Below are 24,547 nucleotides of genomic sequence, written 5' to 3' on the forward strand. Positions count from 1 at the left end.
TTTACTTACCGTGAAAGGTACCCTAGATTTTTGGGATCACAGCCGTGGCGATGCAATCCCAAAGATGACGCGCATTAGCCCATCATTTTTTCAATTGGCATAACTAATATAGAGTTACAACCGAGTGCATTGAGTTTTTCCATTGTTTCCCAAAAAAACGTTTCGGTAGCAACAACATGAACAGCAACTAAATCATCGCGACCCGCTAAAGGTAAGATTGTTGGCGTTTCTTTACCAGGCATTAAGGCACTTACTTCGGCAATTTTATCTTTTGGCGCATGCAACATAATGTATTTGCTTTCTTTTGCTTTCATAACACCTTGGATGCGTGGCAATAAGGTATCAAGAATACTTTGTTTTTCGCTACACAAAGTACTCGCTGTTTGAATAAGCGATGCTTTAGATTTAAAAATCTCTTCTACTTCAACTAAACCATTGGCTTCTAGTGTAGCGCCGGTTGAAACTAAATCACAAATACCGTCAGATAAACCTACTCGCGGAGCAACTTCAACAGAGCCTTTTAATAAACAAAAATCAACATTGATGCCTTTTTCTTTAGCATAACGATTGAGTAGTTGAGGATAAGTCGTTGCAAAACGTAAGCCGTCTAAACTTTTGACGCCCTGATAATCAAAGCCTTCAGGCATCGCAATAGATAATCGACAACCACCAAAATTAAGCTGTGAAGTTCGAATGTATTGAGACTTTTGCCCCATCAATTCACGTTCTAATGCCGCTTCTTCTAGGGTGTTGTCACCAACAATACCTAAGTCACAAACCCCGTCCATCACTAAGCCTGGGATATCTGAGCTACGTACGCGCATTATATCGATAGGCATATTAGCAACATGTGCTAACAAACGTCGATCAGTAACATTGAGTGTTAAACCACAACGTTTGAGTAAGGCTTGAGTGTCGTCACTTAAACGACCTGATTTTTGCATAGCGATGCGTAAGCGAGTTTCTGTAGTCATGTTTGTATTTCCTTTAATAAAGCGTTGGCCAAAATTCTAGTACGTGTATATACAATTTCAAGGCCTATAAAATGCGAAAAACCCCCGAGAGAGATAGACTCTTTCGGGGGTTAAATCTGAGTTATACAACTCGCCGAAAGGTCACAGCCCCTCAGCGAATAAACCTGAGCAGCTAATCGATATGGTGATGATGGCGATGTAATGTGCTTAGGTTAATATTCATATTGTACTCATAGTTTGTTTTGTTATTTAACGAGTAAGTGTCATTCACTTTACACGTTAAATGGGTTAAATAATCTGACGAAAAATTTATTCCGTGACGATTATTCTCTCATGGCTTTTACAGTACTGATTATTTTTATAATGAGCAAGTAATAAATAAACACTTCTTATAAAATAATCGCATAAGGTAATAAAGAATTGTCTAAAATAGTCGATACTTAAGTAAAATAGCCGATACTTAAGTTAAGAATTTAATAAAGGACCTATAACTGATGGATATTTTTACCACCGTATTAACACGTGTTGTATCGGTGCCGATTAAACCTGAACGTCTGCGTGTGAAACCACTGACTAAAGAAGCTGCAATTAACGAGCTGACCGATGATTTGGATCATCTTGAAAATCATGAGCATTACGTTGTTTTAGCTAAAAAAGATTCTGATCAAAAAGAACATCAGCAAAATAAAAAGAAGCATCAATCAACGTCTGCTGTGATTGCCGATACTATTGTGGATAACACCCATGATGACACCGATAACGTGATCACTCATAAAGATGAACTGACTCACCCTAAGAAAAATCATGATGAACCCGATGAAGATATCACTCATTTGGATATTTTTGTTTAAGTTTTTTACTGGGCAACTCGCTCATTAATCGAATGTATATTTCTCTCTGGCTTTTTATTCTTTATACTGGTGGCAATATTTATCAGTAGTATTTTCTATGACCCTAGTTGAACAAGCATTTTCACCCTCAGGTATTCTCGCTAAAGTACTTAACGGCTATTCTCCTAGGCAGGCGCAAATTGATATGGCGATAGATGTTGAACGCGCCATCTCACAAAAGAGTTGCTTAATTGTAGAAGCGGGCACAGGAACAGGAAAAACCTTTGCTTACTTGATCCCATCTTTACTCTCTGAAAAAAAAGTCATTATTTCTACCGGCACTAAAAACTTACAAGAACAGTTGTTTCATAAAGATATACCGCTTATTCGTAATGCTATGGCAACGAATACGCAGATTGCTCTATTAAAAGGGCGGGCCAATTATCTGTGTATATATCGCCTTGAACTTTATGTAAAAGAGCGTGGTCAGCTAGATGCGGCAATGTTGACAGATTTTGTCAAAATTCGTACCTGGGCAACGTCGACTCGCAGTGGTGATATTGGCGAAATAGTCGATGTCGCTGAAGATTCTGGCATTTTTCCTTTTGTTACCAGTACCACAGATAATTGCTTGGCAAAAGATTGTCCTAACTTTGACGACTGTTACTTAGTGCAAGCTCGAAAAAAAGCGATTGATGCGGATGTTTTGGTTGTTAACCATCATTTGTTTTTTGCTGATATGGCCTTAAAAGACACTGGATTTGGTGAACTTATTCCCAAAGCAGATGTGGTGATTTTTGACGAAGCCCATCAAATACCTGATATCGCCAGTGAATACTTTGGTGACGCTTTTTCTACTAAGCAAATTCTCGATTTATGTTCTGATGTTATTCAAATATACAAAACAACCTTAACCGATGTGAAACAATTAGGCAGAGCTGCAGAGAAGTGCCAAAAAGCGGCGCAAGAATTTCGTTTACTCTTTTTTTATGATCCTGAACGCGGCAACTGGCGAGAAAAATATGCCCAGCCAAGGTTTCAACAGGCCTTTGCTGCACTAAAAACAGATTTAGACTTTCTCTATCAAGTGATCAAGTTATGCATTTCTCGTAATGAAGCCATTGATAATTGCTACGATCGTGCCGTGGACATACTCGCGAAATACGACATTATGGCAAACGTTGATATCGATGGTATGAGCTTTTGGTATGAAACAACACGGCGGCATGTGGTCTTACATTTAACACCATTGAGTGTCGCCGACAAATTCAGTGATTATATTGCTAAGTCTGAAGCGGGTTGGGTTTTTACCTCAGCTACGTTGGCGGTGAATGGTGGCTTTGATCACTTTTCTCAGCAATTAGGTTTAAATATAGCGAAAACGAAAGCAGCGACCTTACTTGTTGATAGCCCGTTTGATTATCAATCGCAGTCACAGCTAATTGTACCGCGCTATTTACCTGCTGCTCAGCACCATAGTCGAGCACTAGCACTCGCTGAATTAGCGATACCGTTAATAACAGCAAGTAAAGGAGCTTGCTTTTTATTATTCACTAGCTATCGGATGTTAAACCAAGTTGCAGATATTTTAGCGGAAAAGATTGAATCACCCTTATTAGTGCAAGGGCGAATGAGTAAAGGACTTTTGTTAGCCGCTTTTATTGACAACCCACAAGCGATTTTATTAGCAACCGCCAGTTTTTGGGAAGGAGTTGATGTTAGAGGTGACAAATTAACTTGTGTCATTATAGATAAACTTCCTTTCGCTTCACCCGATGACCCGATGTTGCAGGCGCGCTGTGAAGATGTTCGACGGCGCGGAGGTGATCCTTTTGCTGAAATCCAATTACCACAAGCTGTTATTGCATTAAAACAAGGCGTTGGTCGTTTAATTCGAGATGTTACCGACCAAGGTGTCATGGTAATATGTGATGATAGATTAGTGAATCGTCCTTATGGCGAAGTTTTTTTAAAAAGTTTACCTATGATGAAGCGCAGTCGAGATATTGAGCAAGCGAGTGAATTTCTTACTTCACTATCAGAGTAATAGTTAATTTAAATAGTAATAATGATAAGTATTAGAGAGAATAATTTGAATTTTTTGGCAATAGACGCTTCAACGGAAGCATGTTCAGTAGCATTAACGTTTAACGACCAAACGATCAGTGAATTTGAGCTAGCACCACAATCGCATAGCTTAGTGTTACTGCCGATGATTGACCGCTTACTTAAAAAAGCCGATATAACGTTAGCACAATTAGATGGGCTTATTTTTGGACAAGGACCGGGAAGTTTTACCGGCGTTCGAATTGGCGTTGGCGTCGCACAAGGCTTAGCTTTTGCTGCTGATTTAAAAGTTGTAGGGGTATCAACCCTGCAGGCTATGGCTCAACAAGCTTACAGTCGGCACCAGCAAGTAGAGGTTATTGCAACGATTGATGCTCGTATGTCAGAGGTTTATGCGGGCTATTATCGATTAAATGAGCAAGGTATTATGGAAGCTGCGCTGCAAGATACCGTATTAGCACCTGAAGAATTAGCTGAGTATTTGAATGAGTCTTTAACTGAAAATCAGCAGGTCTATGGTGTAGGAACTGGCTGGGACGCTTATAAAAATGAACTTGAGCCTTTAAAAATTAATGCGGGAACACCAGAGATACTTTTTCCTAATGCGGAAGAACTACTAGAAATTGGTCAGTATTACTTTTCTCAAGGTAAGGCGGTTAGTGCTGAAAACGCTCAACCGGTTTATGTACGTGATACTGTTTCATGGAAAAAGCTACCGGGTAGGTAATCGATTTTATTTAAGTGAAAATACAAAAAGTTTTGTAATTTGGCAAAACTTTGGTAAATTTAAACTATGCAAATAAATAGTACGAGTTCGTACACGCCCCAATCAAGCGCATCGTTGTCGGTTGATAATCAAAATCAGGTTGCTGAGCAACGTGATCGCTTTCGTGTCCAACAAATTGAGCAAAGTACAGGGCAAGCTGAAAAAACCAACAAAGACAGCACGCAACAAACCCAAGAGCAAGACCAACAAGCGAGTCAAGTTGCACGTTTTGATATCGATGAGCAAGCACTTGCTTTAGTCGAACAAGCTCAATTTGAGAATCAGCAAGCACAACTCAACTCAAGTGCATCACAAACCGTTTCAGCAAGTAATATTTCTTTTTCAGGCCAAACTAACCAGCAAGTCGGCAATAAAAATAATAGCCAAGCAAGTTATGACAGCCCATCAAAGCAAAACCAAACCGCAATTGCAGCATATTCTTCAGTAGATAATATTGCTCAACGTGAAAATATTCAGCAGGTATTTGGTATCGACTTACTTGTCTAATTAACACTAGCCGCGTTTTGTCACATATTCTTCTTTTATCATAATGAAAAATAATCCATGAATAGTAAGTCTTCGTCCTTTTTGAAAAAATATCACTTTTGGTTAATATTGATTACCGCATTAATTATTAGCCAAATTCCCATTGTTTCAATACCCTTCAAATGGCTTGAAAGTTATTTTCATGAAATCAGCCATGGCCTAGCTGCGCTCTTTACCGGGGGGACTATAGTACAAATTCAATTGTTTTCTAACGGGGCAGGGCTATGCACAACTCGTGGAGGAATGAATTTTTTTATTAGCTTTATGGGTTATGCTGGCGCGGCGTTATGGGGAATAGGGATTTACTTTATCGCGAGTATGCACCAACGGGCAGCACAAATATTAAGTGGTATTATCGCATTATTGTTACTAACCACTTTGATTTTTTGGGCGAGAGATATTTTAACGCTAATTATTATTAGTGTTTTGTTAGCACTCGTTTTATTGAAATTTAAATATAAAAAATTAAGTTACTTACAGACAAGTTTGCAAATAACAGGGGCAATTATTTTACTTAACAGTGTAAAAAGTCCTTGGTACTTGGTTGATGGACGAAACTTTGGCGATGGTGCTGCATTAGCACAACTGACTGGCATACCTGAATTTTTATGGGTCGTTATATGGTTTAGTATTGGTGTTGGTGGTATTGTTTGGTTAGCGAATATATCTAGAAAAGGTAAATATGATGAAAAAACGTAATATAATCTTAATGCTACCCTTATGGGTAAGTGCAATATTTATAAGTGGCTGTTCATCAGTTCCAGAAGCATTGCAGGTACCTGATAATACAGCATTAACAGACTTTGTCGTTGTTCGAGATAATGCTAATACAGAACAAGGAAATGCGGCTCGCTGGGGTGGCGTTATTGCAAAAGTAACCAATAATGCGAACAATAGTATGTTAGAAATTGTTCACTTTCCGTTAAAGTCATCAGCGATACCCAAGCAAGGTAATGAAACGTTGGGACGATTTCGTGTTTATTTTTCAGGTCTACTCGATCCCGTTATTTATAAAGAAGGTCGCAGTATAACTGCATTAGGCACTGTCGCCGCTTCAGAAGAAGGGAAAATTGGCGAGCACGAATATAATTATCCGGTCCTAACCGCGACAAAAATACACTTGTGGAAAGAAAAAAAGCAAGTCGATGTGCGCGTTATCCATAATCCATTTTGGTCGTCTCCTTCTTTCTGGCAGCCTCGCTATTCAAATTATCCAAGAAGAGTTGTAGTGAGAAAAGCACCAGCGCCTGTTAAAAAGAAATAGTCACCTTGCGTATCCCCGATAACGTCGAAGAGGTGAGTTTTAACTTAGGTGAACTCACCCTGACTGGTCTAGCTTGTGGTGACAAAAACGACGAGCTAGTCTTGTGTCTACATGGTTGGTTAGATAACGCGGCTAGTTTTGTACCTATGTTACCTTACTTTAAAGGTAAGCGTGTTATCGCTATAGATTGGCCGGGGCATGGCTTATCGTCCCACAGAAGTGCCGATGCCCATTATCATTTTATCGATTACGTTTATGATTTGTTATTGCTGTGGGAAGTAAATCACTGGCAGAAAGTTGATATAGTTGCCCATTCAATGGGCGGAATGATTTCATCAGCATTCTCAGCCGCTTTTCCTGAAAAGGTTAAGTCATTAACCTTACTTGATTCAATTGGCTTTATTAGTGGTGAAGCTGAGGAAGCGACCGAGCATTTACGTAAGGGCCTGTTAAGTCGTTTAACGTGCAATCAACAATTATCGCCTTCAGCAAAAAAGAAAAAATTTCACCCCAGTTTAGATTCTGCAATTAAGGCTAGAGTACAAGTGTCTGATTTAAACTTTCAACAAGCAAAATTATTGGTTGAACGGGGGATTATTGAAGATGGTAATGGCTTTATTTGGCGAACTGACCGTCGTTTAAGGAATACATCGCCGTATCGGCTGACGTTGGCGCAAGCAAAACAGTTTATTGAAGATATTACAATTCCTGTGCAATTAATTTATGGTGACAAAGGCTTGTCATTTGTACAAACTGGTTTGAAAGAATTTGGTCCATTGTTTGATAACTTTATCAGCTATAAATTAATTGGGGGACATCACTTCCATATGGCTGAACCTGAGCAGACTAGTAGACATATTTTAGAGTTTATTGGCTGATTTTTTCTAAATGTTACCGTTTATAAAGAGAAAACGGTAAACGTGGCTAAAATTTATAGACATCAGACCAGTAATCACGTAAAAAGAAAATTCAAACATCCGTTTTAAAAAATAAAAATTCATTCATATAGAGTAAAATGACGATATCGATTAAAAAATAATACGTAAAATATAAAAGTATTAATCGAGTAAAACCAATAATCGTCTACAGTTAAGCTATTATTAGAGGAGTCGCAAAGTGCAACAAACGCAAAAAATTTGGCTTGAAAAAAGTTATCCACCCGGTGTCCCATTTGAAATCGATGCAGATAAGTACTCCTCGTTATCTGATATGTTCAATAAATACGTTGATATTTATGCCGAACGCACTGCCTTTATTAATATGGGCGCAGAAATCAATTACCGAGATCTAGAGATACAATCAAAAGCGTTTGCTGCTTATTTACAAAATGATTTAGGTTTAGTTAAGGGCGATAAGTTTGCCATTATGGTACCTAATTGTTTGCAGTATCCTATTGCATTGTTTGGTGCTTTACTTGCTGGTTTGACCGTGGTTAATGTTAACCCGCTATACACGGCCCGTGAACTCGAGCATCAATTGAAAGATTCAGGCACTAAGGCAATGTTAATCATTGAAAACTTTGCTAGTACCTTAGAAAAAGTCATTGATAATACCTCAGTTGAACATGTCATTCTTACTTCATTAGGCGACCGACTGGGTACTGTAAAAGGTGCGCTAGTTAATTGTGTGGTCAAATATGTTAAAAAAATGGTACCAGCCTTTAAATTATCAAACACCATTAGATTTAATAAAGTTGTCTCTCAGGGGATGCTCAAAGCTTACACGCCAGTAGAACTTTGTGGTGAAGATCTTGCGTTCTTGCAATATACCGGTGGTACAACAGGTGTTTCAAAAGGGGCTATGCTGACCCATCGCAATATGATTGCGAACTTATTACAAGCAAAAGCCGCAATAAAGCCTTTGATGGAAGATGGCAAAGAACTCGTGGTCACCGCATTACCGCTTTATCATATCTTCGCATTAACGGCTAACTGCCTAACCTTTTTAACGTTAGGTGGTACCAACTTATTGATCACCAACCCTCGTGATATGCCTGGTTTTGTAAAAGAGCTGGCTAAATATCCTTTTACCGCAATTACTGGCGTTAACACTTTATTCAATGGCTTATTAAATACTCCTGGTTTTAAAGACCTTGATTTTAGTACATTGAAAATGTCGCTTGGCGGCGGTATGGCAGTGCAACGTTCTGTTGGTGAGGCATGGGAGCGTGTCACAGGCACACGTTTATTAGAGGGCTATGGCTTAACTGAGTGTGCACCTTTAGTAACATTATGTCCTTATGATCAAAAAAGCTATAGTGGCAACATTGGTTTACCGGCGTCATCGACAGATATACGCATCATTAAAGATGATGGTAGTGATGCTGAGATTGGTGAACCAGGTGAGATGTGGGTAAAAGGTCCACAAGTCATGAAAGGATATTATCAGCGCGAAGCGGACACGGCTGAAATTCTAAAAGAAGGTTGGCTGGCGACAGGCGATGTAGCTCTTATGGATGATAAAGGTTTCTTTAAAATTGTTGACCGTAAAAAAGATATGATTATCGTTTCAGGCTTCAATGTTTATCCTAATGAAATTGAAGAAGTGGTCATGATGCATGAAGGTGTATTAGAAGTCGCTGCTATTGGTATAGATAATGACGCAACAGGTGAAGCGGTCAAGGTATTTGTTGTGCTTAAGGATAAAACATTAACGGAAAAAGATCTGATTAAACATTGTCGCGCCAATTTAACCAGTTATAAAGTACCGAAGTATGTTGAGTTTCGAGATGACTTACCCAAAAGCAACGTAGGTAAAATTTTAAGAAGAGAATTACGATAATTCTTAATTGATAAAACATAAAGGCTGTAAGTTTATTCTTACAGCCTTTTTTTTAGCTGCTTATTTTGCTTTTTGCGCGTTAACTCGTTGGCCATTAACAGCCAAACTATCACTCGTCATTAAATACACATAGGCTGGCATTATATCTACCGGTTTTGCTGAATCGTTTTCATGTTCTGCTGGGTAGGCAGTGTTACGCATATTAGTGCGTGTTGCGCCTGGGTTTATCGCATTTACACGTAACGTGGTATTTTCGTATTCGTCAGCAATAACTTGCATTAACCCTTCTGTTGCAAACTTTGAAACGCTGTATGCCCCCCAATAAGCTTTACCACTATTACCAACACCAGAGGTGGTAAAGACCAATGACGCATGATCACTGAGCAGTAATGCAGGGATTAACGCTTGAGCCATTAGATGCTGAGCCGTGACATTAACTTGCATTACATCTTGCCAAATTTGTTGGTGTATCTGCGTGTAAGGTGTTAACTCACCTAGCATTGAGGCATTGAGTAACGCGCCATCAAGTTTACCAAATTGATTAACAATGGTCGCGGTCATATCTATGTAGTGCTGTTTGGTCGCACCCTTTAAATCAAGGGGGATAATGGCAGGTTCAGCGGAACCTTGTGCGATGATTTCGTCGTAAACTGACTCTAATTTAGCGGTTGTTTTTCCTAATAAAATAACCGTAGCACCTAATTCAGCATAGGTTAATGCCGCTTGGCGACCAATACCATCGCCTGCGCCGGTAACTAAAATTATTTTATTGGCTAAAGAATTTGCTGTTATTTGGTAATTAAACATAGTATCAATACAAATTATTTGAAGGTAAATAAGGCAGTAATTCTACTACTTTGACCTATTGACTGACGAGTAATATTTAAAAATTTTAGCTAAAATGTTAGTTAAAGTTATAATAAAAGAAGAAACCGCTAGCACTTAGGCAGTTCTTACGGTAAGTTTAACTGGTCGAACAAGTTAGTTTTGTGAGCTACGCTTCACGAAATTACAGATAAATAAAAAATAAAAGCATAAAAAGCTAAATAATATAAAGCTCGTCTGTGGGGAGATAAAATGAAAAAGCTCGTACTTAGTGTTGCTATTGCCAGTGTTCTTGGACTAACGGCATGTGATGATGAATCAATTAAAGATGTTCAAAATGAAGTGGTTGAAAACGGCAGTGCCGTAACACCAACCGCTCGTGTTAAATTTAATCCAAGTGCGGGTGCTGCCGGACTTTCTATTCCGAATGACTTGATTTTTTCTGGTACCGTTGACGGTACGTTAGAAATTCCTGTTGCAGATCCAACTGATGGTTCAGACCCTTTTGTAGCCATTAGTGCACTGGACGGTTGGTCTATTTCTCAGCCTTTTCCTCTTGGAATTGAATTCCCAACGGGTACATCTTTAGATGCCGCTAGTGCTTCTGAACCTGCGTCGGTAAGAGTCTTCGAAACAATTATGGGTGGTGATGCGAATGACAGTGATTGTACTGCTGTAACTCGTGGCCTTGCCTGTAAAGTTGTTGGTGAACTTGTGTTCATGCAAGATTTTGTTACGCAAAAATCTGGCGATAATGTTTTATTTATTCCGATTCAACCGCTTAAAGCAGAAACGACCTATGTTATGGTAATGACGAACAATCTTCGTGATAACAATGGTAAAGCTATTGCGGGTTCAACTACCTATGAATTAGCACGTCAAGATATTAATACTTTGCCACTAGGCAATGCATCGCAATTAGGTTTGCAAGCTGCAATTAATAGTTATGAGGCTGCTGTAGTCGCAGCAGGGGTTAGCAGTGATACTATTGTTTATACCGCTGCAATGACAACACAATCAACGACGCGTGTATTAAGCACGGTTAAGTCTTTGATGGCTGCTGGCGTACCTCAAATGGTTGCTAATGCTCAACAAGGAATCCCAGCAATTGGCGTAGCCGATACCGGTATTTCAGTTGCAAACGTATTAACGGGTTTAATTCCAGAAAGTTTGATCCCATTATATTCAGCAGCAAACTATATTCGTGGTTCAATTACACTTCCTTATTACTCAGGTGTACCTTCTGCTGAAAACCCATTAGCTCCTGTTAATGACTGGTGGCGTGCACGTTGTGATTCTGGCGCTACACTTGCTGGCTTAGCAGCAGCAAACCCAGCGGCGATCCCTGCTGATGCGTTAGATGCAAATGATGGTTTTTGTATGAATTTTGGTTTACGTGATTTAAGCTCAAGCGAAAATCCAGGATTAGCCACTCTTGATACTGAACGTAATTTAACTAAGTTTAACCCTATCCCAGCAACAAGCGTCATGATGCCGATTGATGTGCAAATGACTACTCCTGATTTAGCTTGGGCTAACCCAGTGCGTGCAAGTATGGATTTAGAGCCATTAGTAGAACCTGCTAACGGTTGGCCAGTAGCAATATTAGTGCATGGCATTACCTCAACCAAAGAGCAAATGTTGCCAATCACTGGCATATTATCTTTATTTGGAATAGCAACTGTTGCAATTGATCAGCCATTGCATGGTAGCCGTGGTTTTGATTTAGACGGTGACGGTACTGATGAAATTAATACCAGTACTGTGTCTACATTACACTATGTTAATTTGGGTAGCATGCTGAGTATGCGTGATAATACTCGTCAAAGTACTGCTGATTTATTAGGTTTGCGTTTAGGCATGAACTTTTTAGGTGGTGCTGACAGCGATGGTAACCCAATTAAAATTGATAGCAGTAAAGTACACCTTCTAGGACATTCATTAGGTGGTATATATGGTATGAATGCTGTTGGTTTAGCAAATACCGAACTAAATCCACAAATTGATGGATTATTCAAAATTGCTAGTACCTCTTTAGCTATGCCAGGTTTAATGTTAGCTAACTTTGGTTTAGACTCTCCAGCATTTGAAGGCTTGGCTAAATCTAATTTAACCATGCAGTTATCGCCTGACTTTGCCGCAGCAGTTGCAGCAACATTACCTGCTGATTATACTCAAGCCGAACTAAGTGCTTTCTATTTTGCTTTCTATGATGGTTTATCTATTGAGCAAAAAGCAACACTAAATGCTGGTTTCGCGCAGTTCACATTTGCGGCGCAAACCGTTACTGATTCTGGTGACCCTATTGCTTATGTACAAGCATTAGCTGCAACACAAACACCTACACACTTCATTGAAGTTGTTGGCGACGGCGCAGACAACCTTTCAGACCAAACAGTGACTAACAGAGCACCGTTTACACCTATGGGTGGCACAGAACCTGCTATTGCTTTATTAGGCTTGGAAGCTGTTAGTGAAACTACTGCTGGCTCTGGTGTGGTAAGATTTGTTCATGGTCATCATAGTTCAATACTTGACCCTCGTGCTAATGCTGCTTCACCTGATGCTGCGTTAAGTGCTAGAGCAACACAAGAGATGCAATCTCAAGTAGCCGTATTCTTTGCGACTATGGGACAATTAATTCAAGTAACAGATACAGGTGTTGTTAAATAACTTTAGCAACAACTAAAAAAACCCTCTTAGGAGGGTTTTTTATTGCCTTTTTATTGCCTTTTTAACTTATTAACTTTATTTATTTGCAATATGCCCCATATAGCTAATAGATAAATTTAAATATTAGCCTCAAGTCAATAAACGATTTAGACATATGAGGTTAATAACAGGAGAATGTATTGGAATTTTTGTATGAGTACGGGTTGTTTTTAGCTAAAGCGATCACCTTAGTTATTGCGATTGTCGCAATTGTCACGGTTATTGCTTCTTCAGCGATGAAACCCGCCGGTAAAAAAGGTGAGTTAGAGCTTAATGACTTATCTGAAGAGTTTATCGATGTTGAAGAAGATATTATTCATTACCTCTTATCAAAAGAAGAATTAAAAGAAAAAGATAAGAAAGATAAGAAAGCAGCGAAAGAAAAAGCTAAAGCCGATAAGAAAGCAGCAAAATTATCAGCCGACAATGAAGGTACTATAGTTAAAGCTGAAGCTAGGATTTTTGTTGTTGATTTTAATGGTAGCATTGACGCAAGAGAAGTGAGTGCACTACGTGAAGAAATATCAGCAATACTAACGGTTGCAACCCCTGAAGATGAAGTGTTTTTACGTTTAGAAAGCGGTGGTGGCATGGTTCACGGTTATGGCTTAGCAGCTTCACAACTTGACAGACTTCGTCAGCATAATATCCCGTTAACTGCATCAGTTGATAAGGTTGCGGCAAGTGGTGGCTATATGATGGCATGTGTTGCCAATCATATTATCTCTGCACCGTTTGCAATTGTTGGCTCAATCGGTGTTATTGCGCAAGTTCCTAACTTTCATAAATTGCTCAAGAAAAACGATATTGACTACGAACAATTTACTGCCGGCGAGTTCAAACGTACAGTGACTATGTTTGGTGAAAATACCGATAAAGGTCGTGAAAAGTTTTCTGAAGAATTAGAAGAAACTCACTTACTCTTTAAAGACTTTGTTCGCGAACGTCGTCCAAGTTTAGATATTGATAAAGTAGCAACAGGCGAACATTGGTTTGGCAGTACCGCGAAAGAGCTTGGTTTAGTTGATGAAATTCAAACCAGTGATGATTTCCTTCAGTCTCGAAGTAAGTCGCACAAAATTATTGCTTTAAGATACGTAATGAAAAAAACCTTAGCGGAAAAGTTTTCAAAAGCGGCATCAATGTCTGTTGATTCTATCTTTAGTAAACTTTGGCAAAATAATCGTATATTTCCAAGTTAACGCATGCGTTTTGAGTGAATAAGATCTAAAAAAGGATGCTAATGGCATCCTTTTTTGTTTCTTTTCGCTGGGTTATTATAGGTTATTATTTAATTATCCACTTTAGAGAAGTTCTAGAGAAACTTCCGTAAAAGCTTTTAAAGTATACCTATAATTAAGATAAGCGCTTACTCAGCAATCAATAGTGACTTTTCAAAGTCACGCGTAGACTTTACTTCTTTATCGCTTATTTGTGTCACTGGCACGTTAATATCAGCTGTTGCTAACATGGTGCTAAAGGTACTCAATTTCATTGAATCAGCGAGACTTTTTTCAGCCGCTAATGTTATTGAAAATTCAGCGACTGTTTCTACTTCTACCAATTCTATGGCTTGAACTTGTGCTACCATCATGGTTGCTGCTACTGTTAATATTGCTACTTTATTAAAAAATTTCATAGGGTCACCCTTAAATTAAACGTTATATCCATATAGATGTTCTGGGACCTTTTCTTACTTAATTCTTGAACATGGGTTGGGAATCACATTCAATAGCTAGCCCAATATGTTTGGGATAAAGATGAAGTCCTTCATCTATGAAACGAATTCTACGTTAACTCTGGTAACTTTTGAAATGACAATTTATAATGTTTATCATTAGAAAAACTAATGAATAATAGTTATTTATCATTGTTGCTTATTTATGCATTTATTTTGAATGCTATTCCACGTAAAAGTTATAATTAAAGGTGAATTTTGTCTAACAGGCTCCCGCCACTAAACGCTTTGAGAGCATTTGAGGCATCAGCAAGACAGTTGAGTTTTACTCGCGCTGCTGAAGAATTATTCGTCACTCAGGCGGCTATCAGTCATCAAATAAAATCGCTTGAAGATTTTTTAGGCATAAAGTTATTTATGCGTAAAAATCGTGCTTTGTTGCTTTCTGAAGAAGGTCAAGCCTACTATCTTGATATTAAAGATGTCTTTAATGCCATTAACGAAGCAACTGAGCGATTGTTTGCCCGTGGTGAAAAAGGCGCGATAACCGTTAGCACACAACCAAGTTTTGCTATTCAGTGGTTGGTGCCAAGATTAAATGCTTTTTATGCTTTACATCCTGACATCGATGTTCGAATTAAAGCGGTAGATCAACCTGAGAATTCATTGACGGGTGATGTTGATGTAGCGATATATTTTGGCCGCGGCCATTGGGCTGATATTGATGCAGAACAATTACAAAAAGAATATCTTATTCCTGTTTGTTCACCTTTATTGTTGCAAGGTAAAAAGCCACTCGATAAAGTCGAAGATCTGATCAACCATACTTTATTGCATGATACTTCTCGCCGTGACTGGAAACGATGGTTCAAACAAGTAAACGTTAAAGCAACCAATGTCAATCATGGACCCATATTCAGTCATTCCGCTATGGTTGTTCAGGCGGCAATGCATGGGCAAGGTGTCGCCTTAGCTCATAGTTTCCTGGCGAAACCTGATATTGATGCAGGTAGGCTTATATGTCCCTTTGAAGATGTTTTAGAAAGTAAAAATGCCTACTACGTCGTGTGTCGAGACCGACAAGTTGATTTAGGTAAAATTGCAGCATTTCGTGAATGGGTGCTTGATACTGTTGCCCAAGACCAAGAAGAATTAAATGACCAATAAGATGATTAATCTCACTCCTGATATTTCAACTATTATTAGTACCGTAGCAAAGCCTAAAGCTTTGGTTGTTTTTGCTCATGGTGCGGGTGCCGATAAAAGTCATGAATTTATGGAACAAGTCAGTCTTGCTTTAAACAAAAAAAATATCAATATATTGAGATTTAACTTTTCGTATATGGATGTTCGCTTGGCGCAAGGTAATCGTAGACCACCCGATAGAATGCCAAAATTACTGGAATGTTTTTCCACCGTTATTGACGGGTTAGATAGTGATTTACCCCTTTTTATCGCGGGGAAATCAATGGGTGGACGTGTCGCTGCGACATTGGCTGGAGATAAAACAACTAAGTTTTTAGGGGTAATGTGTTTAGGTTACCCGTTTCATCCACAGAAAAAACCTGAAAAATTAAGGTTGGCACCTTTGCAAGAAACACAAATGCCTATATTAATTTTACAGGGCACTCGAGATGCGTTAGGTAGCCAAGAAGAAATTGCACAATATGAATTTTCAGAGCGTTGTCACTGTATATTTTTTACCGATGGGGATCATAATTTGAAACCACGAGTAAAGTCAGGTTTTACCCATGCTCAACACATACAATCGGCGGTTAATGAAATGGTTAAATTTATTGATGAGCATAACCCAGATGAAATATAGTTGTGTTTATAGAAATTACTTGACCGCCATTATGATATTTATTGGTATCAGTGGCTGTTTTTCTGTATTATTCGGCGCTTGGTTTGCTCATGCTGGGGCAAATTTACCAAATGAAGTACAATCACGCCTTGCCAATGCATTGCAATATCAATTTTTTCATACTATAGCACTACTTACTGTGGCCATTTGGTTGCAAGTTCTAATGAGTAAGCGTCATGCGGCTAAAGTTATTAATCTTTTATATTTATCAGTAAGCTTTTTTATAGCCGGGATTTTATTTTTTAGTGGTGTTTTGTATATAAAAACATTTTTTGATTTTACTGTTATTGGAAAAATAGTTCCCTTTGGTGGTATATCATTTGCGCTGGGTTGGTTGTGTATCAGCTGGGCGGGAATTAATAGTACTCTGTGTACTTTAAACACAGACCAAGATCGTTTGTAGGTAAATTAGTTATGACCTCTATTATATTATATTGTCGCCCAGGCTTTGAAAAAGAGTGTGGTGCAGAAATTCAAGAAAAAGCCGCGTGGAATGAAGTGTTTGGCTATTTACAGCTAACTAAAAACGAAGGTTTAGTCTATTTTCATTTAAACAATCCTCAAGACGGTGAAGTTTTAATGGAAAAAATCCCATTGCGCCGCCTGATATTCGCTCGCGATTGGTTTGTTACCGTAACAGATAAAATTGACTTACCTGATTACAATCGTGTTGAAGCTATTACCGAAGTTTTAGGTACCGAATGGCAATATGCTGATTTACGGATGGAAATGCTTGACACAAACGAAGGTAAAGAACTTTCGAAATTCTGTCGTAAGCTGTCTGTACCGCTACGCCAGGCATTACGTAAGAATAAAATTCTTATGGAAAAAGGTGATAACGATGGCGCTATCTTACATGGTCTTTTTCTAAGTGGTAAAGAAGCTATTTTTGGTTTTTCGTTAGCCGATAATAGCTCTGTTTATACTATGGGTATTCCAAGGTTGAAGTTTCCAAGCGCTTCACCGAGCCGTTCAACATTAAAATTAGATGAAGCTTTTCTTCACTTTGTACCTCGCGATGAATGGGACGAACGTTTAACATCAGGTCTTAAAGCCGTTGATTTAGGCGCTGCTCCTGGTGGTTGGACATATCAATTAGTACGTCGTGGTATGATGGTGACAGCTATTGATAATGGCGCTATGGCTGAGTCATTAATGGATACAGGGCAAGTTAAACATCGCATGATGGACGGTTTCAAATATGTACCAATGAAACAAAATGTTCATTGGTTAGTATGTGACATGATCGAAAAACCTCAACGCGTTGCTAAGCTAATGGCTGAGTGGTTATTAAAAGGTTACTGTAAAGAAGCTATATTTAATTTAAAGTTGCCAATGAAAGGCCGTTATCAGGAAGTCACTAATGACTTACAAATACTTAAAGATGCTTTTAGTGAGCATAAAGTAAAGTATGAACTCTACGCTAAGCACCTTTATTATGATCGTGAAGAAATAACTGTTCATGCAAGATTATTATCTCCACCGCCAATGAAAGAAGAATAGCACGGCTCTTCTTGCATTAAAAAACCGACGTAATGTCGGTTTTTTAATGTCTGTTACAAGCGGGTATTACTAACAACTTCTAACCCGTTAGGTTTATAAACGCTCTAATACCGCTTGGGTAAAATCAGTGGTGCCGTGAGTGCCGCCTAAATCACGAGTCGTTCTATCACCCGTAGCAATAACATCTGTAATTGCATTACGGATCTTACTGGCTTTATCACCCATGTTTAAATATTCAAGCATTTGAATAGCGGCTAATATCACTGAAGTAGGGTTAGCTAAATTTTTGCCTGCAATATCTGGTGCACTACCATGCACAGCTTCAAAAATAGCGCAGTCGCCACCAATGTTAGCGCCAGGAGCCATACCTAAACCACCAACTAAACCTGCACACAAGTCAGATAAAATATCACCAAATAAGTTGGTTGTTACAATGACATCGAATTGTTCTGGGTTCATTACTAATTGCATACAACAATTATCAACGATCATTTCTGTCGATTCTATTTGTGGATAACGGGCAGCAACTTCACGCGCAACTTTTAAAAACAAGCCAGAAGTTGATTTTAAAATATTCGCTTTATGAACAGCTGTTACTTTTTTTCTACCTTCTTTGATAGCCGTTTCATAGGCAAAAGTAAGAATGCGTTCAGCACCTTCACGGGTAATTAAACTTTTTGCTTCAGCAACTTCGCCATCATCAGACAATATTTGTCCTAAGCCTGAATACATACCTTCGGTATTTTCACGTACCGTTATGATGTTTATGTCTTCGTAGCGGGCTTTAGTGCCTTTAAACGATATTACAGGGCGAACATTTGCGTAGAGTTGGAAATGCTTACGCAAAGTAACATTGATAGAAGTAAAGCCTTCGCCAACCGGTGTGGTAAGTGGACCTTTAAGGGCTATTTTATTCTTTTGAATAAGCGCTAAGGTACTTTCAGGGATCAAGTCGCCATGATTTTCAAGAGCAGTAAGACCGGCGTCTGCATATTCATATGCAAAATCACATCCGGCTTTGTCTAGTATTTTAATTGTAGCATCGATAATATCGGGACCAATGCCATCGCCGGGGATCACTGTTATGGTTTGTGTAGCCATTTTTCTGCCTTTCAAAAGAGTTTGTCAAATTAGGAAACGGGTGCTGTTATAGCACGCGGTACTTGTGTAATCTAGGATAAAACCTTTCAGGCACCCTACATCGTTTGGTTTTACCTGATTGTGTTTTATAGTTGTTAGTATAAAGGATCGTTTAATAAAACGTTATTAGACTTTTGTTTTATTAAAGCTGCTTTCAGCGTTAGTTTATAGTTGTTGAAACTGTTCGTAAGCTGTGTTGCCAATAGCGATAAGTGAGCCATTTTTAAATAAAAGTGCGGTACATTCGTCTTGGGTAGTAAATCCATCAGATTTAACGTGTTGAGTACGATAAAATGTCACTTGAAAACTGTTTTCATTAACTTTTTTCGCCTCTGTTATATCTGGGCTGCCTAATTCTTCGATCGCTTGGTCGAAATTAAACTTTTCTAAGGTTAATTTACCTATGTATTGCTTGTTATATGATTCGCGATCACCCCATTCCATATCAGATGGACTGTCATCATAAAAGTTTACCACTAGGGCAACAAAAACACCGTAAATGGCTAATGCGATTAAGATACGAGAGATGACTTTCTTATTCATTTATTAAAATTTCCGTTAAATTGTTGATCAATATTGAAAGATGAAGCTTAACAACCGCTAATTATTTTAGTTAATTTATACAAGGTTTAATACTAATATTTTGTTCACGCCCCCTAAGAAGAAAGGCGAATATCTTTTAAATTAAAGCCCAGTGCTATGTCTTTTTTTAGTGTAATAAGTTCTTGGCTGAGTGCAATTTGTTCCTTATGTTCAGCAAGCTTATTGGCTAATGTTGCTTTAATGTCAGTTGCTTCAAGTATACTTTTTAATGATCCGTACTGATTTAATAACTGTGCAGCAGTGACTTGTCCAATCCCCGCAACCCCTGGAATCTTATTGGTATTGTCACCGGTTAATGTCCATAAATCCATAAGCTGTTGTGGCTTAACATTGAATTTACTTAGTACAAAGTTAGTATCAAGATGGCGACGATTAAAGTGATCATAAACGCCGATATGTGGACCCAGTAATGAGAGGAAGCCTTTATCTGTCGAAACGATCGTAACATTTTGATCTTTTAATGCCATTTTTACCGCCAATGTCGCAATGATATCGTCAGCTTCATCTTCTTCCGGTACTAATGAATCGACTTGTTGCTTCATTAACTCATCTTGAATATCAGGAAGGCTGGCAGCCAAATGTGCTGCCATTTTTTTTCTACCTTTCTTATAATCAGGGAATAGCTCGTAACGCCAACAAGGCTTATCACTATCAAATACCGCTAAAACATGGCTAGGTTGTAGATGATCAAGTATTTTTGTTAACGCTTGTCCGCAAGCGATCTGGGTATTAAACAGGACTTGTTGTTTGGTGTTTTCTGCAAGCTCGTTATTAAAAAGAAAAGGACGCTCTTGTACTGCGTATATTCTCCTAATTAAATTCAACGCATCAATTAATACAAGATGTGCGGACATTCATTTACCCTTAAATTACTTTATAGCATGGTATATATTTACTGCCAGGTAGTTTCATTCGTTGTTGCTCAACAAATGACGCCAGTAAATTATCCATTAGTTTCATTATTTTTTTATCGCCAGATATTTCAAAGGGACCATTCTCTCTGATCGCTCTAATACCTTGCGATTTTACGTTACCGGCTACTATAGCAGAAAAAATACGGCGTAAGTTTGCTGCTAATGTCGCTTTGTCTAAATCATAGCTAATTAGCAGGTTAGCAATGTTCTCGTGCGTAGGTTCAAAAGGCTGTTGAAAGTCGGGCTCAATCACTAAAGACCAGTTAAAATGGAAGGCATCACCCGTTTTTTTGCGATAAGTTATGACTTCATTTAATTTATGACGCATGGCTTTAGCTACTGCAATTGGGTCATCAACAATAATTTCATAAAGGTTTTGTGCTTTTTCACCTAAAGTTGCGCCAATGAAGCGATCAATTTGAATAAAGTATTCTGCGCTCTCTTTAGGTCCTGTCAAAATAATAGGTAATTTTTGAGCTTCATTTTTGCTATTGAGCATAATACCTAAAATATAAAGCAATTCTTCGGCGGTTCCTGCGCCCCCAGGGAAAATAACAATACCATGTGACATTCGAACAAAAGCCTCTAAGCGTTTTTCGATATCAGGCATGATAACTAATTCATTAACGATAGGATTAGGTGGCTCAGCCGCAATAATACTTGGCTCTGTTAAACCAATATAACGACCGTCTTTATTACGCTGTTTTGCATGAGCTATAGTTGCTCCTTTCATTGGACCTTTCATTGCACCTGGGCCACAGCCTGTACAGATATTAAAGCCTCGCAGGCCCAATTGATAACCCACTTCCTTAGTGTACTTGTACTCATTATCGTTTATAGAATGACCACCCCAGCAAGTAACCAGATTAGGATCGCTTTCAGGGATAATAACATTCGCATTTCGTAAAATATCAAATGTAAGATCTGTTATCTGCTGAGTATGTTTAGCATCGGCTTGGTATCGATTATGGGTAAAAAGAATATCGCGTAACACCGCTGATAAAAGCTCTTGTATGCCTTTTATTATTTTACCATCAACGAAGGCATCACCGGGTGGGTTTGTTAAAGCTAGTTTTACCCCACGTTCGCGGCGCAAAACTTGTATCTCAAAATCTTGAAATTTTTGATATATTTGTTCGGCATCATCGGTATGGCTGCCGGCATTTAATACCGCGAGTGAACAATTTCGATAGACTTGATAAGTTTTACTGTTCGCTGATTTTTGAAGTTGCTCTATTTCTGATTGTGAGAGCAGGTTCATATTGCCAACAGGATTTATTTGCGTATTCATCATTGAGCTCCTTCAGAAAAATGTAAAGCTAATAACTTGAAACGTACCAAGGTTATTAGCTTTTTATGGATAATTGCAGGAAAAAACGGAATTTTCAGACGATATTTATAGGTAAACAACGTTGTTTTTGCCTTTCTCTTTGGCTTGATAAAGTGCACCATCTGCTCGTTCAAAAGCCATATGGACATTATCATCTTGTTGGATATGTGTAACGCCAATAGAAATGGTGATGGTCACTTTATTACTTTTAAATTTAAAGGGTAATTTTGCGACTTGTAAGCGCAGTCGGTTAAGTTTATCGATTAAGTTTTCTTGATTGGTACCAGAGAATACGAGTACAAACTCTTCTCCGCCATAACGTGCAATAAATGCGTCACTACCTATGTGTTTTTTTAAGGTACTTGAAATAACTTGCAAGGTTTTATCGCCAGCAGTGTGGCCGTAGGTATCATTAATACGCTTAAAGTTATCAAGGTCCATTACCACAATAGCCAAGTCGAAATTTTTATTATGAAAACGCACCATTTCTCTAGCGAAGTATTCATCAAATGCGGCGCGATTGTTGAGCTTAGTTAAGGCGTCTTGTAAGCTTCTGGCTTGTTGTTCTTGAATGCGTTTTTCAAAGTTTCTGCTTTGTTTTTCTAATAATTCGACCTTTTCAGTCATTGACGATAATTGGCCGTGTAAAGCATCTTGTTGTTCACGTTCAAAGGTTGTTTTCTTTAAAAGCGTACCAGCAATAAGTTTTAACTTAGCATTAATATCAACTTTAATATCGGCTAGAGACGTGGCTTTATCTAATCCATTAGCCATATCTACAATCTGTTTTTGCAACTGTTCATTTAATAAACCATGTTGTGATTGAGATTCTTTGCAACTGTTTAGTGTTGTTTTTACTGCGAACTGCACCGTTGTTAAGGTTTCGCTTAATGTTGAAAGAAATACTTTTGCAGTATTTCTTTCATCGTTTAAATCTTCAATGATCACATCAAATACGGCCAAAAAACTGTCTAGTAAGCTGTTGTTTGATATACCTTCATTGAGCTGAGACTTAATCACAGCGATATCTTTTGCATGTTTATCTGAGACAACTAAGTCGGCAATAATTGTTTCAAAACGAGCGATGTATTTCAGCTCGGCATCGTTATTAACTTCAACCGTTTTTGTTGTTGAGTTCTGTTGTCCTAATAATCCCCCCACAGGAGCAGCGTCAATAAACTTTGCTGCTAAGGCGTCATCGTAAAAGGTTAATAACTGACTTAACAAGGGAACATATTGTATAACAGCATCTTTGGGATCTTTTGACTCCGTGATTAAACTACGTAATTTACGTCGTAAGTCAGCAGGTAAGCCATTGATTTTTTGCAAAGCTAAACCAGCGATATGGAATCTTTCGTGTAATTGGTTAAGATTTGAAATGTTTATTTGAGATTGCTTTTGTAGTAAAAGTGAAGTTGCGGCTATGTGTGCTTGAATGTCAGCAAGTGGCGCCGACTGTTTGAGTAAAAGTCGTAACTTAGCCAACTTATTATCTAACGTAATATCCATGCCCTTGCATACAAGAGAAAGCTTTTCAATAAAGGTTATTAACAATGAAGACTGTGAGTTCAGGTCTTTTTCTACGTCGGCACGTGAAGTAATGGCGAGTTCGAGTTTTTTCTTCAGTAATGTTATTTCTTTGTTGGCTGCTGGGTTGTTGCTCATAAAAAACGGTCTTCCGTAAAGTACTTTATCGGCTAATGGACTTGATAAATTTGCATTGAGTATAGCTAAATATAGTTAATATAAAAATGAACACACTTTTAAATTATATGACTTAATAGTAAACCTAAGATGCTAAAAAGTCAGCATTGATAATGATTTATAATTGATTTAACTCAAATAGTGTTTATTGTCTTAGCGTTCTTCCGGTTGGTGCGTGTAAGGTAGACGTCGATCGAAATGGATTTATGTCTAAACCGCCCCGTCTGGTGTAGCGCGCAAAAACAGTCAACTCAGTCACTTGACAATATTTCATTAAATCACAATATATTCTTTCAACACATTGTTCGTGAAACTCATTATGTTGTCTAAATGATATTAAGTAAGCTAGCAAAGCGCTCGGTGAAATCTTTTGACCACTGTATTGAATATAAATACTTGCCCAATCGGGTTGATTAGTAATTAAACAGTTAGATTTTAATAAATGGCTGACTAAAGATTCATCCTTGACCATTTCCCCTGCAATATTTGCATTGTTGAGCAGCGTTGGATCAAGTTGATAGTTATCAATATCAAGTTCAACATCATCTATACATAGGGTGTTTTCAGAAAAAATCTGATGATTTATTTCCAGTGCAGGGCAATTATCAACAGGAAATAGCTTTACGCCCGCTTTGCCTTCAGCGGTATTGGATAGATCTTTAATTAAGCAATCTTCAACCTCTTGCCAAGATGAAAACCGACTCTGATTAAAGCTATTTAAATACAATTTAAATGACTTAGACTCAACTATGTTAGTGCTAGTGCAAGGAAAACGAAATTCTGCAACAGCAACAATGGGTTTACCTGTGCTATTGAGCCACGAAAGTTCATAGGCATACCAAACATCTTCGCCAATAAAGGGTAAGCTTTCGGCGTGAATAGCTAAACTGTCTCTATTTAAAGTTCGAGGTACCGCTTGCAAGAGTTCTGGGTTATATTCACTGCAATAATTAGTGGCTTTTCCAAGTGTTAATTGGCTTAATACTTTTGCGTTTTTATAATTTGTCATACAATGGCTAGTTTAGTCTATTGGCTATTTGTCGTTA

At 38.3% G+C, this 24,547-nt stretch carries 23 protein-coding genes; 14 read left to right on the top strand and 9 right to left on the bottom strand.

Going from position 1 to position 24,547, the window contains the following annotated elements:
* Nucleotides 1–74 precede the first annotated feature (74 nt).
* Nucleotides 75–974, bottom strand: a complete 900-nt coding sequence (hisG, locus tag H4J76_RS14320; protein ID WP_070376230.1) for an ATP phosphoribosyltransferase — start codon at nucleotides 972–974, stop codon at nucleotides 75–77.
* A gap of 494 nt (nucleotides 975–1,468) precedes the next feature.
* Here hisG and H4J76_RS14325 point away from each other — a divergent pair, with 494 nt between their 5' ends.
* The 8 genes from H4J76_RS14325 to fadD all read left to right on the top strand — a co-directional run bounded on the left by H4J76_RS14325 (nucleotide 1,469) and on the right by fadD (nucleotide 9,228).
* Entirely contained in the window at nucleotides 1,469–1,825 is a 357-nt protein-coding gene (locus H4J76_RS14325) for a hypothetical protein (RefSeq protein WP_182222474.1), read from the top strand.
* Nucleotides 1,826–1,922: 97 nt separating this feature from the next.
* Nucleotides 1,923–3,851: an ATP-dependent DNA helicase gene (locus tag H4J76_RS14330; RefSeq protein ID WP_182222475.1), complete on the top strand. Its 1,929-nt coding sequence runs from the start codon at nucleotides 1,923–1,925 to the stop codon at nucleotides 3,849–3,851.
* A 21-nt stretch (nucleotides 3,852–3,872) separates the two neighbouring features.
* The gene (tsaB, locus tag H4J76_RS14335) at nucleotides 3,873–4,598 is read left to right on the top strand and encodes a tRNA (adenosine(37)-N6)-threonylcarbamoyltransferase complex dimerization subunit type 1 TsaB (RefSeq protein WP_182230856.1); all 726 of its coding nucleotides are present in this window, start codon (nucleotides 3,873–3,875) and stop codon (nucleotides 4,596–4,598) included.
* Nucleotides 4,599–4,664: 66 nt separating this feature from the next.
* On the top strand, nucleotides 4,665–5,144 hold the full coding sequence (locus H4J76_RS14340) for a hypothetical protein (RefSeq protein WP_182217528.1): 480 nt from the start codon (nucleotides 4,665–4,667) through the stop codon (nucleotides 5,142–5,144).
* A 57-nt stretch (nucleotides 5,145–5,201) separates the two neighbouring features.
* Nucleotides 5,202–5,882: a M50 family metallopeptidase gene (locus tag H4J76_RS14345; RefSeq protein ID WP_182217530.1), complete on the top strand. Its 681-nt coding sequence runs from the start codon at nucleotides 5,202–5,204 to the stop codon at nucleotides 5,880–5,882.
* Nucleotides 5,869–6,447 (top strand): Slp family lipoprotein, encoded by a 579-nt coding sequence (locus tag H4J76_RS14350; RefSeq protein ID WP_182230857.1) that lies wholly within the window; start codon nucleotides 5,869–5,871, stop codon nucleotides 6,445–6,447. The genes H4J76_RS14345 and H4J76_RS14350 overlap by 14 nt, the downstream gene beginning before the upstream one ends.
* A 5-nt stretch (nucleotides 6,448–6,452) precedes the next feature.
* Nucleotides 6,453–7,325: an alpha/beta fold hydrolase gene (locus tag H4J76_RS14355; protein WP_182222479.1), complete on the top strand. Its 873-nt coding sequence runs from the start codon at nucleotides 6,453–6,455 to the stop codon at nucleotides 7,323–7,325.
* Nucleotides 7,326–7,563: 238 nt separating this feature from the next.
* Nucleotides 7,564–9,228 carry a long-chain-fatty-acid--CoA ligase FadD gene (gene fadD, locus H4J76_RS14360; RefSeq protein ID WP_182217534.1) on the top strand — a complete coding sequence of 555 codons (1,665 nt, stop codon included), beginning with the start codon at nucleotides 7,564–7,566 and terminating at the stop codon, nucleotides 9,226–9,228.
* A 60-nt stretch (nucleotides 9,229–9,288) separates the two neighbouring features.
* Here the strand turns inward: fadD and H4J76_RS14365 are convergent, their stop codons facing one another.
* Entirely contained in the window at nucleotides 9,289–10,035 is a 747-nt protein-coding gene (locus tag H4J76_RS14365; protein WP_070376239.1) for a YciK family oxidoreductase, read from the bottom strand.
* 270 nt (nucleotides 10,036–10,305) lie between these two features.
* Here H4J76_RS14365 and H4J76_RS14370 point away from each other — a divergent pair, with 270 nt between their 5' ends.
* The gene (locus H4J76_RS14370; RefSeq protein ID WP_182230858.1) at nucleotides 10,306–12,726 is read left to right on the top strand and encodes a VolA/Pla-1 family phospholipase; all 2,421 of its coding nucleotides are present in this window, start codon (nucleotides 10,306–10,308) and stop codon (nucleotides 12,724–12,726) included.
* Nucleotides 12,727–12,905: 179 nt separating this feature from the next.
* Nucleotides 12,906–13,967: a protease SohB gene (gene sohB / locus H4J76_RS14375; RefSeq protein WP_182217537.1), complete on the top strand. Its 1,062-nt coding sequence runs from the start codon at nucleotides 12,906–12,908 to the stop codon at nucleotides 13,965–13,967.
* Between the two features lie 167 nt (nucleotides 13,968–14,134).
* Here the strand turns inward: sohB and H4J76_RS14380 are convergent, their stop codons facing one another.
* Nucleotides 14,135–14,404, bottom strand: a complete 270-nt coding sequence (locus H4J76_RS14380; RefSeq protein ID WP_070376242.1) for a hypothetical protein — start codon at nucleotides 14,402–14,404, stop codon at nucleotides 14,135–14,137.
* 297 nt (nucleotides 14,405–14,701) lie between these two features.
* Between H4J76_RS14380 and H4J76_RS14385 the strand changes: the two genes are divergently transcribed.
* The 4 genes from H4J76_RS14385 to rlmM are packed head-to-tail and all read left to right on the top strand — an operon-like array spanning nucleotide 14,702 to nucleotide 17,810.
* A complete protein-coding gene (locus H4J76_RS14385) occupies nucleotides 14,702–15,610 on the top strand; it encodes a transcriptional regulator GcvA (RefSeq protein ID WP_182217538.1) in 909 nt (302 codons plus the stop codon).
* A complete protein-coding gene (locus tag H4J76_RS14390; RefSeq protein ID WP_220465321.1) occupies nucleotides 15,600–16,268 on the top strand; it encodes an alpha/beta family hydrolase in 669 nt (222 codons plus the stop codon). Before H4J76_RS14385 ends, H4J76_RS14390 begins: the two co-directional genes overlap by 11 nt.
* Nucleotides 16,222–16,710, top strand: a complete 489-nt coding sequence (locus H4J76_RS14395; RefSeq protein WP_259377150.1) for a DUF423 domain-containing protein — start codon at nucleotides 16,222–16,224, stop codon at nucleotides 16,708–16,710. Before H4J76_RS14390 ends, H4J76_RS14395 begins: the two co-directional genes overlap by 47 nt.
* A gap of 11 nt (nucleotides 16,711–16,721) precedes the next feature.
* Nucleotides 16,722–17,810: a 23S rRNA (cytidine(2498)-2'-O)-methyltransferase RlmM gene (rlmM, locus tag H4J76_RS14400; protein WP_070376245.1), complete on the top strand. Its 1,089-nt coding sequence runs from the start codon at nucleotides 16,722–16,724 to the stop codon at nucleotides 17,808–17,810.
* Between the two features lie 93 nt (nucleotides 17,811–17,903).
* Here rlmM and H4J76_RS14405 read toward each other — a convergent pair whose 3' ends face one another.
* The 6 genes from H4J76_RS14405 to queF form a co-directional block, all read right to left on the bottom strand.
* On the bottom strand, nucleotides 17,904–18,911 hold the full coding sequence (locus H4J76_RS14405; protein ID WP_070376246.1) for an isocitrate dehydrogenase: 1,008 nt from the start codon (nucleotides 18,909–18,911) through the stop codon (nucleotides 17,904–17,906).
* Nucleotides 18,912–19,115: 204 nt separating this feature from the next.
* Nucleotides 19,116–19,493: a DUF3192 domain-containing protein gene (locus tag H4J76_RS14410; protein ID WP_070376247.1), complete on the bottom strand. Its 378-nt coding sequence runs from the start codon at nucleotides 19,491–19,493 to the stop codon at nucleotides 19,116–19,118.
* A 113-nt stretch (nucleotides 19,494–19,606) separates the two neighbouring features.
* Nucleotides 19,607–20,407: a flap endonuclease Xni gene (xni, locus tag H4J76_RS14415; RefSeq protein ID WP_182222481.1), complete on the bottom strand. Its 801-nt coding sequence runs from the start codon at nucleotides 20,405–20,407 to the stop codon at nucleotides 19,607–19,609.
* Between the two features lie 10 nt (nucleotides 20,408–20,417).
* Nucleotides 20,418–21,758 carry a nucleotide 5'-monophosphate nucleosidase PpnN gene (ppnN, locus tag H4J76_RS14420; RefSeq protein WP_182222500.1) on the bottom strand — a complete coding sequence of 447 codons (1,341 nt, stop codon included), beginning with the start codon at nucleotides 21,756–21,758 and terminating at the stop codon, nucleotides 20,418–20,420.
* A gap of 105 nt (nucleotides 21,759–21,863) precedes the next feature.
* Nucleotides 21,864–23,462 (bottom strand): GGDEF domain-containing protein, encoded by a 1,599-nt coding sequence (locus tag H4J76_RS14425; RefSeq protein WP_182222482.1) that lies wholly within the window; start codon nucleotides 23,460–23,462, stop codon nucleotides 21,864–21,866.
* Between the two features lie 184 nt (nucleotides 23,463–23,646).
* Nucleotides 23,647–24,510 carry an NADPH-dependent 7-cyano-7-deazaguanine reductase QueF gene (queF, locus tag H4J76_RS14430; RefSeq protein WP_182222483.1) on the bottom strand — a complete coding sequence of 288 codons (864 nt, stop codon included), beginning with the start codon at nucleotides 24,508–24,510 and terminating at the stop codon, nucleotides 23,647–23,649.
* Nucleotides 24,511–24,547 lie beyond the last annotated feature (37 nt).

It is taken from the genome of Colwellia sp. BRX9-1 (assembly GCF_014077195.1).
In the GTDB taxonomy this organism is placed as follows: domain Bacteria; phylum Pseudomonadota; class Gammaproteobacteria; order Enterobacterales; family Alteromonadaceae; genus Colwellia_A.

Bases quoted from the DNA above. Each gene is read 5' to 3' on its own strand.
- hisG (WP_070376230.1), bottom strand. From the start codon at position 974: ATGACTACAGAAACTCGCTTACGCATCGCTATGCAAAAATCAGGTCGT.
- H4J76_RS14325 (WP_182222474.1), top strand. From the start codon at position 1,469: ATGGATATTTTTACCACCGTATTAACACGTGTTGTATCGGTGCCGATT.
- H4J76_RS14330 (WP_182222475.1), top strand. From the start codon at position 1,923: ATGACCCTAGTTGAACAAGCATTTTCACCCTCAGGTATTCTCGCTAAA.
- tsaB (WP_182230856.1), top strand. From the start codon at position 3,873: ATGATAAGTATTAGAGAGAATAATTTGAATTTTTTGGCAATAGACGCT.
- H4J76_RS14340 (WP_182217528.1), top strand. From the start codon at position 4,665: ATGCAAATAAATAGTACGAGTTCGTACACGCCCCAATCAAGCGCATCG.
- H4J76_RS14345 (WP_182217530.1), top strand. From the start codon at position 5,202: ATGAATAGTAAGTCTTCGTCCTTTTTGAAAAAATATCACTTTTGGTTA.
- H4J76_RS14350 (WP_182230857.1), top strand. From the start codon at position 5,869: ATGAAAAAACGTAATATAATCTTAATGCTACCCTTATGGGTAAGTGCA.
- H4J76_RS14365 (WP_070376239.1), bottom strand. From the start codon at position 10,035: ATGTTTAATTACCAAATAACAGCAAATTCTTTAGCCAATAAAATAATT.
- H4J76_RS14370 (WP_182230858.1), top strand. From the start codon at position 10,306: ATGAAAAAGCTCGTACTTAGTGTTGCTATTGCCAGTGTTCTTGGACTA.
- H4J76_RS14380 (WP_070376242.1), bottom strand. From the start codon at position 14,404: ATGAAATTTTTTAATAAAGTAGCAATATTAACAGTAGCAGCAACCATG.
- H4J76_RS14390 (WP_220465321.1), top strand. From the start codon at position 15,600: ATGACCAATAAGATGATTAATCTCACTCCTGATATTTCAACTATTATT.
- H4J76_RS14395 (WP_259377150.1), top strand. From the start codon at position 16,222: ATGAAATGGTTAAATTTATTGATGAGCATAACCCAGATGAAATATAGT.
- rlmM (WP_070376245.1), top strand. From the start codon at position 16,722: ATGACCTCTATTATATTATATTGTCGCCCAGGCTTTGAAAAAGAGTGT.
- H4J76_RS14405 (WP_070376246.1), bottom strand. From the start codon at position 18,911: ATGGCTACACAAACCATAACAGTGATCCCCGGCGATGGCATTGGTCCC.
- H4J76_RS14410 (WP_070376247.1), bottom strand. From the start codon at position 19,493: ATGAATAAGAAAGTCATCTCTCGTATCTTAATCGCATTAGCCATTTAC.
- xni (WP_182222481.1), bottom strand. From the start codon at position 20,407: ATGTCCGCACATCTTGTATTAATTGATGCGTTGAATTTAATTAGGAGA.
- ppnN (WP_182222500.1), bottom strand. From the start codon at position 21,758: ATGAATACGCAAATAAATCCTGTTGGCAATATGAACCTGCTCTCACAA.
- H4J76_RS14425 (WP_182222482.1), bottom strand. From the start codon at position 23,462: ATGAGCAACAACCCAGCAGCCAACAAAGAAATAACATTACTGAAGAAA.
- queF (WP_182222483.1), bottom strand. From the start codon at position 24,510: ATGACAAATTATAAAAACGCAAAAGTATTAAGCCAATTAACACTTGGA.